Annotated in this window: 9 protein-coding genes; 8 read left to right on the forward strand and 1 reads right to left on the reverse strand. The window is 59.0% G+C overall.

What is annotated here, in order from left to right:
* Positions 1 to 31 precede the first annotated feature (31 nt).
* Positions 32 to 4,804: an RHS repeat domain-containing protein gene (locus OK411_RS03670; protein WP_264364438.1), complete on the forward strand. Its 4,773-nt coding sequence runs from the start codon at positions 32 to 34 to the stop codon at positions 4,802 to 4,804.
* Positions 4,805 to 4,836: 32 nt separating this feature from the next.
* Here OK411_RS03670 and queG read toward each other — a convergent pair whose 3' ends face one another.
* The gene (gene queG, locus OK411_RS03675) at positions 4,837 to 5,949 is read right to left on the reverse strand and encodes a tRNA epoxyqueuosine(34) reductase QueG (RefSeq protein WP_264364439.1); all 1,113 of its coding nucleotides are present in this window, start codon (positions 5,947 to 5,949) and stop codon (positions 4,837 to 4,839) included.
* 63 nt (positions 5,950 to 6,012) lie between these two features.
* Between queG and OK411_RS03680 the strand changes: the two genes are divergently transcribed.
* The 7 genes from OK411_RS03680 (at position 6,013) to hflX (ending at position 13,952) form a co-directional block, all read left to right on the forward strand.
* The gene (locus OK411_RS03680) at positions 6,013 to 7,512 is read left to right on the forward strand and encodes an NAD(P)H-hydrate dehydratase (protein WP_264364440.1); all 1,500 of its coding nucleotides are present in this window, start codon (positions 6,013 to 6,015) and stop codon (positions 7,510 to 7,512) included.
* A complete protein-coding gene (gene tsaE, locus OK411_RS03685; RefSeq protein ID WP_016771950.1) occupies positions 7,500 to 7,970 on the forward strand; it encodes a tRNA (adenosine(37)-N6)-threonylcarbamoyltransferase complex ATPase subunit type 1 TsaE in 471 nt (156 codons plus the stop codon). Before OK411_RS03680 ends, tsaE begins: the two co-directional genes overlap by 13 nt.
* Positions 7,971 to 8,021: 51 nt before the next feature.
* Positions 8,022 to 9,401 (forward strand): N-acetylmuramoyl-L-alanine amidase, encoded by a 1,380-nt coding sequence (locus OK411_RS03690; protein ID WP_370593506.1) that lies wholly within the window; start codon positions 8,022 to 8,024, stop codon positions 9,399 to 9,401.
* Positions 9,398 to 11,305, forward strand: coding sequence for a DNA mismatch repair endonuclease MutL (mutL, locus tag OK411_RS03695; RefSeq protein ID WP_024011367.1), 1,908 nt, complete (start codon positions 9,398 to 9,400; stop codon positions 11,303 to 11,305). Before OK411_RS03690 ends, mutL begins: the two co-directional genes overlap by 4 nt.
* The gene (gene miaA / locus OK411_RS03700) at positions 11,305 to 12,276 is read left to right on the forward strand and encodes a tRNA (adenosine(37)-N6)-dimethylallyltransferase MiaA (RefSeq protein ID WP_073471677.1); all 972 of its coding nucleotides are present in this window, start codon (positions 11,305 to 11,307) and stop codon (positions 12,274 to 12,276) included. The genes mutL and miaA overlap by 1 nt, the downstream gene beginning before the upstream one ends.
* 95 nt (positions 12,277 to 12,371) lie before the next feature.
* The gene (gene hfq / locus OK411_RS03705) at positions 12,372 to 12,638 is read left to right on the forward strand and encodes an RNA chaperone Hfq (RefSeq protein ID WP_016771947.1); all 267 of its coding nucleotides are present in this window, start codon (positions 12,372 to 12,374) and stop codon (positions 12,636 to 12,638) included.
* Positions 12,639 to 12,650: 12 nt separating this feature from the next.
* On the forward strand, positions 12,651 to 13,952 hold the full coding sequence (hflX, locus tag OK411_RS03710; RefSeq protein ID WP_016771946.1) for a ribosome rescue GTPase HflX: 1,302 nt from the start codon (positions 12,651 to 12,653) through the stop codon (positions 13,950 to 13,952).
* Positions 13,953 to 14,024: the final 72 nt, after the last annotated feature.

Genomic DNA, 14,024 nt, shown 5'->3' on the forward strand with positions numbered 1-14,024 from the left:
TGCTTTTTTCGAAAATGACAGGGAGTTATCCATGAACAGTCAAGCTACTGATTCAGTGCGTTCCAATGCATTCAATTTCGGCGGATTTGTCGCTGGTGGCGTAGATCCCCGCACGGGGATATATACCTTGGCTCTGACACTAGGTGCCATTCGCTCTACCGACCTTAACGGACCATCATTCAATCTTTCGCTGGGCTTCAACCCTATTGACACGCGTAACGCAGGTTATGGCTCAGGGTGGTCGCTGGCGACCAGTCGTTATGACTTGCGCAGTAAGGTCATGACGCTGGCCAACGGTGAGACCTATAAAGCCTCTGAAACTTCTAAGGCTTTATTTTTCAAGGAAATGAAGCTGGAGAGCGCCAAGGTTCTGAAAACGGGTGTCGGGCATTATGCCGTCCACTACAAGGATGGTCGGCGAGAAGAGCTTGAGGTTTTTGGTGCCACCCAGATTGCGGTGCCCAAGAAAATTATCGCTGCGAACGGCGCAAGCATCGCTTTGAAGTATGTCTTGTTCAATGAGCAACCAAGACTCGTTGAGATAAGGGATGCAAAAAGAGTACTGCTCAAGGTCAGCGGTACTGCTGGCAAGCTTACTTTGACGCAGAATCCCGGCATGCTGGAAAGCGCAGAGTTCTCGCTGACATTCAGTAATGATCGTGTCACCACCATTGCCTTACCGGTCGGCGGGCGCTGGGATCTCCAGTACGAAATCATTGACGGTATCAATTATGTCAGTCGTGTGGAGTCGCCTCTCGGGACCGTTGAAATCATTCGCTACAAGCGCGATGGCCACTTGCTTCCTGGTGGAATGCAACGCGTGCCGTACGTGATAGCGCATGATATTTTTGCCAAGCAAGGACAGCGAAAAATAATCAAGACCTATACCTACTCGGAACCAAACTACCTAGGCTATGGTGTAGAAGCGGATAGCAAGGATGACATTGACCTGCTTTACCGTGCACAGGCTAAATATCAGTACAGCTCCACTGAACAGTTGATTGTGGGGAGTAAGCTCCATACTCACACCAAACGCACTTACAACAAATTTCATCTGTTGGTCTCTGAAGTGACGCAGTGTGGTAATGCGGTGACGGCGGCTGCTACCGAATATCACTGTAACGTCACCAAGCCGTTTACTGAGCAGGACCCGCAATTCAGGATGCCCAAGTCCCTTACACTCAGTTATGAAAACCGCACGACCAAAAAAAAGCGCACCGAGGTATCCACCACTGAATTCGACTCTGTCGGCAACCTTGTCAAGCAAGTGAGTGCCAACGGGCTGACCACGCAGTTTGAATACTACCCAAACTCCGAATCAAAAGACTGCCCGAAAGATCCCCTAGGGTTTGTCCGCTTTCTGAAGCAGAAGACCGTAGTGCCTGCGGTTGGCGGCGGTGCCTCTACCGTTACCCGCTATCGATACGCTTTGCATCCCGCACTCGAAGGTGCGACGCACGCTAATGTGGTGCCCATCCAGGAGGAGTTTTTCGAACTGGTGGATGGAAGTGAGATTCTTCGCTCCCAAGTAGACCTGACTTATCTCAATACACCCAAGGACCCTGCCAGGCACGGATTATTGCTACAGCAAAGCGTGGTCCGCAATGCCACGACAACTCGCATCGAGTACTCGTATGTATTAGACGGTAGCAGGCTGGTGCTGAAAAAAACCGTGCACGGTTTTGACAACACCACCAGTTCGAGTGAGCAAACGCTCTCGACCCTGAATGGACTGATAGTGTCGGAGCGAGATGCTGACGACCGCGTTATCGAGTACGAATACGACAAGCTTGGCCGCCGTCTGCGCAAGACACTCGCAGCCGGTACGGCGTATGCCTCCTCTACTCATTGGAACTATGAGGCTGCCAAAGATAACAGGCCTGCGAGGATGACCACGACAGACTCGTCAGGTGGTATGCAAATCGCCAAATACGATGGTCTGGGCCGCATCATGGCGATTCAGGAAAAGGATTGCGACAACCCCGACACGCATGGCAACTGCCCGATGCGCACGGTCTACAGCGCGTTTCATGACCAGTCGGGACGGCCCGTGGAGGTCATTCACAGCGATTGGTGGGAAGGCCTTCTGCGTGAGGTCAAGACGGAGTTTTCTTACGACAATTGGGGGCAGGTCACGGAGACCCGCCATGGCGATGGGCGCATCGAGCATAGTGTGTTCGACCCGATCAGCCGCCAGCAGCAAAACTGGCAGCAGGGCATGGGCAAGACAGTTGTCGCCGTCAATGCTTTCGGTAAGCCGGACAGCGTCGAGATGTTCGATCTCAAGGATCAAAGCCTGGGTAAAACCGTTTATAAATATGACGGTTTGGGCCGAACCTTGAGTCAGACCGATCCCGCCGGCAACATCACTCGCTACGAATATGATGCGTTCGACCGGATGGTTCGCAGTGTTCTGCCGGACGGCCATGCCGTGGAAACCACATTTGCCGCCCATAGCACTGGTGAGCTGCCGGTTGAAATCAAAGTGGCGGGTTTGCCACTGGGACAACAGAGGTTCGATGGTTTGAACCGTGTGACCGAGATTACTGTGGGGGGGCGTAAGTCGGTCGCCAGTTACGAGGCCGGGCGCAGCCTACCCAAGTCCTCCACAGATGCAGCGGGTCAGAAGATCGAGTTAGTCCATGCCCCTGAGCTGGGCGGGGTGTTGACTGAGCGCAAAGCAGTGACCGAGGGGGAAGATAACGGGTTGACCACCCGATTCACCTACGATGTCCAGAACGGAAAAACCAAGAGCTGCATCGAACAAGGTCGCGAGCGTCATTTCGAGTATTTCCCCTCTGGACGCCTGAAGTCGGAAACCAGCCAATTCGGCGAACAGCGCAAGACGGTTTCCCATACCTATTCTTTCGCCGGTTTGCCCCTTACCTACATGGATGTGCTCGGTACAAAGCATCAGACGCAGTACGACAACTGGGGGCGAAGAACCTCATTCAAGCAAGGTGCGGTGCAGGCTGATTATTTCTATGACAAACGCGGCCTGCTGGAGAGGATCGAAACACGCGATACTTCGACCAAGCGCCTGTTGACGACGCGTCTGACCTACGACGATATAGGGCGTGAAATAACCCGAAGTTTTGAAGTCAGCGGTTTGCCCACTCAGACGCTGAGCTCCAGCTACACCGTGGCAGGTAAACTGGCGCAGAAGGTTTTGAGGCGCGGCGCTTTCGTGCTGCGTGACGAGCGTTTCACTTACGACGTTCGCGGGCGCCTCAAACAGTACGACTGTGATGGCAGCCAGCGGCCACGGGATCCGTACGGAAAGGAGATCGCTCAGCAAATATTTACCTTCGACGCGCAGGACAACATCCTGACGCTGCAAACCACCTTTCCCCAAGGCGTCAACGTAACGACCTTCAGTTTCAGCGAAATCGATCCGGCGCAGCTTATTGGGGTAATGCACTCCCATGCTGATTATCCCGCGCCGGTCACCCTGGAGTACGACGCCAACGGTCGAATAATCAAGGACGATCAGACGCGCACTCTGGCTTATGACGCCTTCGGTCGGCTGACCCAAGTGAGCAATGCACGCGGGGATGTGGTGCGTGGTTTCCATTACGACGGCTTTGACCGAGTCGTTGAACTGTCGCAACCGCGCATGCCGGATATGCAGCGCTACTATCACCACTCGGCAGTCAGTAGCGAAATTCGTGGCGAGGATTCGCGCAGTGTCGTGCGCGATCGTGGCCTGATACTGGGGCAACAGCAATTCGGGGCTAACGTCGGCAGCCGGATCTTCGGGGCGGATCAACAGCAAACGGTGCTGACCCAGTTACACGGGGAGCAATGGGAAGACAATGCCTACAGCCCTTATGGACATCGTCCTGCCGAAGGTGCGTTGTTCAGCCTTGCGGGTTTCAATGGCGAGCAACTGGATGCAGTCACAGGTCTGTACCTGCTCGGCAACGGTTACCGGGCCTACAGCCCAACCCTGATGCGGTTCACCAGTCCCGACAGCATGAGTCCGTTTGGTGCGGGCGGTTTGAATGCCTATGCATACTGCCTGGGTGATCCGGTCAACCGCATTGACCCTACTGGACATATTTCCTGGCAGTCGATTGCGGGGCTTGCGCTGGGGGTTATCGGGATTGTCGCGAGTATCGTGACCCTCGGTGCTGCTACGCCATTAGCCCTGTTGGCAATGGGGTTGGGCGTCGCTTCAGGGGTGACTGCCGTTGGCAGCGAGATTGCCTATGCGTATGACCCGCAGTCGCGGGTAGGCGAAATACTCGGCTGGGTAAGTATGGGGCTGGGTATTGCGTCGGCTGCTGCGGGTGCACTGGCGGTTCGACACGCAGTCGCGCAAACACTGAAGCCGCGCCCGTATCTTGTGAAACTGGCTGACGAGCCGCCAGTCAGGATCGTTGAAAAGGAATACGCGACGTTCGGCATGCCTTACAAAAAAGAGTTTTCCAAATCAAGCAAAGCCGGAGCGGCTGCTGCTGAGGCGGAGCCGCCAGCAAACTGGACGGTTATTGAAGATTTTGCCGGTCACAATTATCTCGATGAGGGAAAACGTGGAAAAGCACAGCTTGCCAAGTACTACGAGTACAAGGCAGAGATCATTAACCACAATACGCATCCTCGAGAAGCAGCCAAGGTTTTTCCCACGGGCCTGTACGAGAACTATCCCAACTACAACAACTTCAAGCCCAATGGTGAGCATAAGGGATTCATGCATGCACACATGCGTGTGACGTGTGAACACCGTGCTTTTTTTCTGGTGAATGACAACACCAAACAAATCATCATCAAGCAAGTCGGCGCTCACGACCCGCAATGGTGATTAGCGGTGTGGTCCCGTTTTCGTAGCACAGTCTACGGGTCACCCGTTCCGTCCGTTGGCAATGTAGTGGCCTGGGTATGGATTAGAGCCGAATGCTGGCTTAACGCCCATTCCACGTGTTCTCTAACCAACTCTGACGGATAATCCCGTCGCGCCTTCAACGCTTCCAGCACCGGAATCGTTGAAGGCGCATTTCCCAGCCCCACCGCCAGATTGCGCAACCAGCGCTCATACCCGGCGCGCCGCAATGGCGAACCTTCGGTGCTGCTTAGAAACTTATCTTCATCCCACAAAAACAACTCGGCCAACTGTGCGTTATCCAGATTGTGCCGTGGCTTGAAATCGTTTTCCCCGGTCGGCCGGGCGAAACGGTTCCACGGGCAGACGATCTGGCAATCGTCGCAGCCAAACACGCGATTGCCAATCAACGGCCGCAACTCTTCTGGAATCGCGGTTTTCAGCTCGATGGTCAGATAGGAAATGCAGCGCCGAGCGTCCAGCACATAGGGGCCGACGAAGGCGTTGGTCGGGCAGATATCCAGACACGCAGTGCAACGGCCGCAATGTTCGCTGCTATGCGGTTCATCCACCGGCAACGGCAGGTCGACGAACAACTCGCTGAGGAAGAAATAACTGCCGGCCTTGCGATTCAGTACAAGGGTGTTTTTGCCGATCCAGCCCAGCCCGGCCTGTTCGGCGATGGCTTTTTCCAGCACTGGCGCACTGTCGACAAAGGCACGAAAACCGAACGGGCCGATCTCTGCCTGGATCCTGTCGGCCAATTGTTGAACGCGTTTACGGATCAATTTGTGGTAATCGCGGCCCAAGGCATAACGCGACACGTAAGCCTTTTCCGGTTCAGCCAGGCGTTTGGCCATTTCGGTATCGCCCGGCAAGTAGTCCATGCGCAGGGAAACCACGCGCAACGTGCCCGGCACCAGTTCTTCCGGGTGCGAGCGTTTGCTGCCATGGGCGCCCATGTAGTCCATTTCGCCGTGATAGCCGGCGTCGAGCCAGCGTTGCAGATGCTGCTCGTGCTCGGCCAGGTCCAGACCGCTGATGCCGACTTGCTGGAAGCCCAGCTCGCGGCCCCAATCCTTGATCGATCGGGCGAGGGCGGGCAGGTCTGTGGTGATGGCGGACATGAGGCGAGAGAAACCGGAGCTGAGGTGCGTATAATTCTGCCAGACATCGGAGCCCGAAGACGCATGCCGCAGACGAAAGATGAATTACCCGACGCGCTGTACCGTGCCGCGCAGGTGCGCGAACTCGACGCGCGGCTGATCGCCGCCGGCACGCCGGGCTTCGAATTGATGCAGCGCGCCGCCCGCGCGACGTGGCGCGCACTGGTGCGCAAGTGGCCGGCAGCGAACGAACTGACGGTGCTCGCCGGGCACGGCAACAACGCTGGCGACGGTTATCTGGTGGCCGGGCTGGCGCTGCGGGCCGGTTGGACGGTGCGCGTTCTCGCCGTCGGCGATCCGCAGCGTTTGCAGGGCGATGCCGCACTGGCCCATGCCGAATCGGTGGCTGCTGGTGTTGTGGTGCAAGGCTGGCAGGGGCAAAGCGAGCTGCGCGGTGTCGTCCTCGATGCCTTGCTCGGCACTGGCCTGAGCGGCGAAGTGCGTGAGCCCTATGCCTCGACGATCAAGGCGATCAACGCCTGCGGTTTGCCGGTAGCGGCGGTCGATATCCCTTCCGGGCTATGTGCCGATACCGGGCGTGAACTGGGTGTCGCGGTCCACGCCGATCTAACGGTGACATTCATTGCTATGAAGATCGGGCTGTTGACCGGCGATGCGGCGGATCATATCGGCGAACTGGTCTTCAGCGATCTGCAAGCCGCCGACGAAATTTTCAGTGACATTCCTGTCTGCGCTCAGCGCCTGAGCGCCGCTAATCTCCCAGCACTTGCGCCGCGTGCGCCGACCTCGCACAAGGGGCGCTTTGGTCATGTGTTATTGATCGGCGGCGATCACGGTTTCGGCGGAGCGATTGTGCTCAGCACGGAAATGGCCTTGCGCGGCGGCGCGGGCATGGTTTCGCTGGCGACTCGCCCAGAGCATGTGCCGGCGGCGCTGACTCGGGTGCCGGAGGCGATGGCGCTCGGCACCTCGTCAGCCAATCAGCTGATGAGTCTGCTGGAAAAGGTTTCGGTATTGGTGGTCGGGCCGGGACTCGGTCAGGCCAGTTGGGGCCGTGCCCTGTTGTCGGCTGCCGCCAATGCACCATCGCCGCAGGTGTGGGACGCTGACGCGTTGAACCTGTTGGCCAGCGATTTTGTCCAGTTGCCCAAGGATTGCGTGATCACCCCGCATCCGGGTGAAGCGGCGCGCTTGCTTGGCGTCAGCACCACTGAGGTGCAGGCCGATCGCCCGGCCGCTGCTCTGGCGTTGAGCAAAAAGTATTCAGCGGTAGTGGTTCTGAAAGGTGCCGGCAGTCTGATCGCCCATCCAGACGGGCGTCTGGCCCTCTGTCATCAGGGCCATCCGGCGATGGCCACAGGCGGGTTGGGTGATGTACTGGCCGGTCTCACCGGCGCATTGCTGGCCCAAGGCATGGGCGCGTTCGATGCGGCATGCCTGGCCGTCTGGCTGCACGCCAACGCGGGTATGCAACAAGGCAAATTCGGCCGTGGGCTGGCGGCCAGTGATCTGATTCCAGCCATTCGTCAGTTGTTGGAGGAGCAAGCACCGTGTCTGAAGTAACCCTGTACCTGGCCGATGAACAGGCGATGAGCGACTTTGGCGCACGGATCGCCCGCGTCACCCAGGGCCATGGCCTGATTTTTCTCGAAGGCAATCTGGGTATGGGCAAAACCACCCTGTCGCGGGGCATCATTCGCGGTTTGGGGCATGTTGGCGCGGTAAAAAGTCCGACATTCACATTGGTCGAGCCTTACGAGATCGGTGACATTCGTGCCTTCCACTTCGACCTGTATCGCCTGGTCGATCCCGAGGAGCTGGAGTTTCTCGGCATCCGTGACTACTTCGAAGACGATGCCCTGTGCCTGATCGAGTGGCCCGATAAAGGTGCAGGCTTTTTGCCAAAGCCCGACCTGACCATTACCATTAGCCCGCAAGACAGCGGGCGTTCGCTGAAAATTTTAGCCCAGGGCTCGCGTGGCGAGGCCTGGTGTGCCGCTTTGGCATTGGAATCCAATTAAATGATGGGGTTTGGTATGCGCTTTCGCGCGTTGGTGGCTGCCGCTGGACTGATGTTGATGGCAGTAACCGTCAACGCTGTGGCCGATTCAAAGGTCAACAGCGTGCGCCTGTGGCGGGCGCCGGACAACACGCGACTGGTCTTTGACCTCAGCGGCCCGGTGCAGCACAGCGTTTTCACCCTGACAGCCCCGGACCGGCTGGTAATCGACATAAACGGCGCCACCCTCGGCGCGCCGTTGAACGTGCAGACCGCGAACACGCCGATCACTGCGATGCGCTCGGCCCAGCGCACCCCGACCGACCTGCGCGTGGTCATTGACCTGAAAAAAGCCGTCACTCCGAAAAGCTTCTCGCTGGCGCCGAACGCGCAGTATGGCAACCGTCTGGTGGTCGATCTGTTCGACAACCCGGCCGATGCCGCGCCGCCGCCGGCCCCGACGCCATCGGTGGCAACCGTGCCGGCAGTGCCGGTGACCCCGACTGAACCGGCGATCAAGCTGCCGCCAGCCCCGGCCGGCAAACGCGACATTATCGTGGTGATCGACGCCGGCCACGGTGGCGAAGACCCGGGCGCGTCCGGCTCGCGCGGCCAGCGTGAGAAAGACGTGGTACTGCAGATCGCTCGCGAGTTGCAGCGTCAGGTCAACGGCATGAAAGGCTTCCGCGCCGAGCTGACCCGTACCGGCGACTACTTCATTCCATTGCGCGGGCGTACCGAAATCGCCCGCAAGAAGGGCGCCGACCTGTTCGTCTCGATCCACGCCGACGCCGCGCCGTCCGCAGCCGCGTTCGGGGCGTCGGTGTTCGCCCTCTCTGATCGTGGCGCTACGTCCGAAACCGCCCGTTGGCTGGCCGACAGTGAAAACCGGTCCGACCTGATTGGCGGTGCCGGCAACGTCAGCCTCGACGATAAGGATCGTATGCTGGCGGGCGTGTTGCTCGATCTGTCGATGACCGCGTCGCTGACCTCCAGCCTCAACGTCGGGCAAAAAGTGCTGACCAACATCGGTCGCGTCACGCCGCTGCACAAACAACGTGTGGAACAAGCCGGGTTCATGGTGCTGAAGTCGCCGGACATTCCGTCGATCCTGGTCGAAACCGGCTTCATCTCCAACGCCAACGAAGCGAACAAACTGTCCGCCTCGAGCCACCAGCAAGCGCTGGCCCGTTCGATCAGCAGCGGCGTGCGCCAGTTCTTCCAGCAGAATCCGCCACCGGGCACTTACATTGCCTGGCTGCGTGATTCCGGCAAGATCGCCCAAGGCCCGCGCGACCACCGTGTCGGCCCGGGGGAAACCCTGGCGATGATCGGCGTGCGCTATCAGGTCTCGCCGGCCACCTTGCGTGCTGCAAACAACCTGAAAAGTGACGAGTTGAAAGTCGGTCAGCACCTGACCATTCCAGGCACCGAACTGGCGTCCAAAGAATGAACCAGGTAATGAACACGGCGCGCATCGAGCTGCTCAGCCCGCGGCTGGCGAACCAGATTGCCGCCGGTGAGGTGGTTGAGCGCCCGGCTTCGGTGATCAAGGAGTTGCTGGAAAACAGCCTCGACTCCGGCGCCAAGCGTATCGACGTCGATGTCGAGCAGGGCGGCGTCAAGCTGCTGCGCGTGCGCGATGACGGCAGCGGTATTTCCGCCGATGACCTGCCGCTGGCCTTGGCCCGTCACGCCACCAGCAAGATTCGCAACCTCGAAGACCTCGAACAGGTGATGAGCCTGGGTTTCCGTGGCGAGGCGCTGGCGTCGATCAGCTCCGTGGCGCGTCTGACCCTGACCTCGCGCACCCGCGATGCCGATCAGGCCTGGCAGGTCGAAACCGAAGGCCGGGACATGGCGCCGCGCGTGCAGCCGGCGGCGCATCCGGTCGGCACTTCGGTGGAAGTCCGCGACCTGTTCTTCAACACCCCGGCCCGGCGCAAATTCCTCAAGACCGAAAAAACCGAGTTCGATCACCTGCAAGAAGTGATCAAGCGTCTGGCGCTGGCGCGCTTCGACGTGGCGTTTCATCTGCGCCACAACGGCAAGACCATCCTCAGCTTGCACGAGGCCCACGATGATGCGGCCCGCGCCCGGCGTGTGGCGGCGATTTGTGGCTCGGGTTTCCTTGAGCAGGCGCTGCCGATCGAGATCGAGCGTAACGGCTTGCATCTGTGGGGCTGGGTCGGTTTGCCGACCTTCAACCGCAGTCAGGCGGACTTGCAGTATTTCTTCGTAAACGGCCGAGCAGTGCGCGACAAACTGGTAGCCCATGCGGTTCGTCAGGCTTATCGCGACGTGCTTTTCAATGGCCGGCACCCGACCTTCGCGCTGTTTTTCGAGGTCGATCCCGCAGCGGTAGACGTCAACGTCCACCCGACCAAACACGAAGTGCGTTTCCGTGACGGGCGCATGGTCCACGATTTCCTGTATGGCACGCTGCACCGTGCGCTGGGCGATGTGCGTCCGGAAGATCAACTGGCCGGTTCGGTGACCACGGCGATCGTTCGGCCGAGCGGGATCGAGGCGGGCGAATTCGGCCCACAGGGCGAGATGCGTCTGGCCGCCAATGCGCTGCTGGAGCAGCCGCAGGCGCAACCGGCGTTCAACACGTCATCCGGGGCCAGCGCTGGCGGCGCTTATCAGTATCAATACACGCCGCGTCCGCAATCGGCGTTGCCTGCTGCCGAGGCGCAAGCCGCTTACAAAGAGTTTTTCGCGCCGCTGCCTGAAGCCAATGCCAGCGCGCTGCCAACCGGTCAGGAAGATATCCCGCCGCTCGGCTATGCACTGGCGCAGCTCAAGGGCATCTATATCTTGTCCGAAAACGCCCATGGCCTGGTGCTGGTGGACATGCATGCCGCCCACGAGCGGATCATGTACGAGCGCCTGAAAATCGCCATGGCCAGCGAAGGTCTAAGTGGCCAGCCGTTGCTGGTGCCGGAGTCGCTGGCCGTGAGTCAGCGCGAGGCCGATTGTGCTGAAGAACACGCCGCTTGGTTTCAGCGCCTTGGTTTTGAATTGCAGCGCCTGGGGCCGGAAACCTTGGCGATCCGGCAGATTCCCGCATTGCTCAAGCAGGCCGAAGCCAATCGACTGGTCGGCGACGTGCTTTCGGATTTGATGGAGTACGGCACCAGCGACCGTATCCAGGCGCACCTCAACGAATTGCTCGGCACCATGGCCTGCCACGGCGCGATCCGCGCCAACCGGCGCTTGGCCCTGCCGGAAATGAACGGCCTGCTGCGCGATATGGAAAACACCGAGCGCAGCGGTCAATGCAACCATGGCCGACCGACCTGGACCCAATTGGGCTTGGACGATCTGGACAAACTGTTCCTGCGCGGTCGTTGATGAGCCAGCTTCCTCCAGCGATTTTCCTGATGGGCCCGACCGCTGCGGGCAAGACCGATCTGGCCATCGAGCTGACCAAGGTGCTGCCGTGCGAATTGATCAGTGTCGATTCGGCACTGGTCTACCGCGGCATGGACATCGGCACGGCCAAGCCTTCGAAAGAGTTGCTGGCGCAATACCCGCACCGGCTGATCGACATCCTCGACCCCGCTGAAGCGTATTCAGCCGCCGATTTCCGTCGCGACGCGTTGCAGGCCATGGCCGAAATCACTGGGCGAGGAAAGATCCCGCTGCTGGTCGGCGGCACCATGCTCTATTACAAGGCTTTGATCGAAGGTCTGGCAGACATGCCGGCGGCCGATCCCGAGGTCCGTGCGCAGATCGAGGAAGAAGCTGCACGCCTCGGCTGGCAAGCCCTGCACGATCAACTGGCGCAGATCGATCCGGTGTCGGCGGCGCGCATTCATCCCAATGATCCGCAGCGCTTGAGTCGGGCACTGGAAGTGTATCGAGTCAGCGGGCAGAGCATGACCGCCCTGCGCGAGCAACAATCTGCGCAAAGTACTGAAGCAGCCGCTTCGGGACGCCAACAATTGCCCTATACTGTCGCGAACCTGGCCATTGCTCCGGCGAATCGTCAGGTTTTGCACCAGCGAATTGAACAAAGATTCACAAATATGTTGGAACAGGGATTCATCGACGAGGTCGTAGCCCTGCGTAAAAGAAGTGACCTGCATTCGGGGTTGCCGTCTATACGTGCGGTAGGCTACCGCCAAGTCTGGGATTACCTGGACGGCAAGCTGACATTGGCCCAGATGCAGGAGCGGGGCATCATCGCCACGCGCCAATTGGCCAAACGCCAGTTTACCTGGCTGCGCAGCTGGGACGATTTGCACTGGCTGGACAGTCTTGATTGCGACAATCTGCCACGCGCCTTGAAATACCTTGGGACCATCTCCATATTGAGCTGAGTCCTTGCAATTGCCGTCTATCCTTGGGGGTGTGACGGCCGAAGCCATCTGAATTTACCTGTTTTTATTATTGAATCCTTAAAGGAGTGCGGCACATGTCAAAAGGGCATTCGCTACAAGACCCTTACCTGAACACTTTACGTAAAGAGAAAGTCGGGGTTTCCATCTACCTGGTCAACGGTATCAAGCTGCAAGGGACGATCGAGTCGTTCGACCAGTTCGTGATCCTGCTGAAAAACACCGTAAGCCAGATGGTCTACAAACACGCTATCTCGACCGTCGTGCCGGTTCGTCCAATTCGTCTGCCTAGCGCAACCGAAAACGAACAGGGCGATGCCGATGCAGCGCCGGGTAACGCCTGATAGGAGTCTCCTTTGTTCTTTGAGCGCCACGGTGGTGGTGAACGAGTCATCCTCGTTCACTTGGATGGACAGGACCCTGAGGCGCGCGAAGATCCGCAGGAGTTTCAGGAGTTGGCAAATTCGGCTGGCGCCGAGACCGTCGCGTTTTTTAACGTGCCGCGTCATCGGCCAACCGCCAAATATCTGATCGGCAGCGGCAAGGTCGAGGAACTGCGCGACCTGGTCAAGGCTGAAGAAGCCGATCTGGTGATTTTCAATCACATCCTCACCCCCAGTCAGGAACGCAACCTCGAACGTGTTTTCGAGTGTCGCGTGATCGACCGCACCGGGCTGATTCTCGATATTTTCGCCCAACGCGCACGCACCCATGAGGGCAAGCTGCAGGTCGAACTGGCCCAGCTTGACCACATGAGCACGCGGCTGGTTCGCGGCTGGACTCACCTTGAACGTCAGGGTGGCGGTATCGGTATGCGCGGCCCGGGTGAAACCCAGCTGGAAACCGACCGCCGTCTGCTGCGGGTTCGCCTGCGTCAGATCAAGGGGCGGCTGGAGAAGGTGCGCAGTCAGCGCGAGCAGTCGCGCCGTGGCCGATCCCGTGCGGACATTCCTACCGTTTCGCTGGTGGGCTACACCAACGCGGGCAAATCGACACTCTTCAACAACGTGACGAAGTCCGAGGTGTACGCGGCCGATCAACTGTTCGCCACGCTCGACCCGACCCTGCGCCGGCTGGAGCTTGACGACCTCGGTCCGATCGTCCTCGCCGATACCGTGGGCTTCATTCGTCACCTGCCACACAAGCTGGTCGAGGCATTTCGGTCTACGCTCGAAGAGTCGAGCAATTCCGACCTGCTGCTGCACGTGATCGATGCGGCCGAACCGGATCGCATGTTGCAGATCGAGCAGGTGATGGTGGTGCTGGGCGAGATTGGTGCCCAGGACTTGCCGATCCTCGAGGTCTATAACAAACTCGATTTGCTCGAAGGCGTCGAGCCGCAGATCCAGCGCGATGCCGATGGCAAGCCGCAACGGGTCTGGCTCTCGGCGCGTGATGGCAGCGGTCTGGAATTGCTTGAACAGGCCATCGCCGAGTTGCTCGGCAGTGATCTGTTCGTCGGTACCTTGCGCTTGCCGCAACGCTTCGCTCGACTGCGTGCGCAGTTCTTCGAACTCGGTGCGGTGCAGAAAGAAGAATACGATGAAGAAGGTGTCAGCCTGCTGGCCGTTCGTTTGCCCCGGATCGAGTTGAATCGATTGGTAAGCCGCGAAGGATTGCAGCCGATGGAATTCATCGAGCAACACACTTTGCAATAAAAGCCTGACAAAGCGGTTGTGCCGCAACGGCAGGCATTCTGTAGCATTGGTCGGCGCGCCGTGGGTGCGTCT

The organism is Pseudomonas sp. RG1 (assembly GCF_025910115.1).
Taxonomy (GTDB): Bacteria; Pseudomonadota; Gammaproteobacteria; order Pseudomonadales; family Pseudomonadaceae; genus Aquipseudomonas; species Aquipseudomonas atacamensis.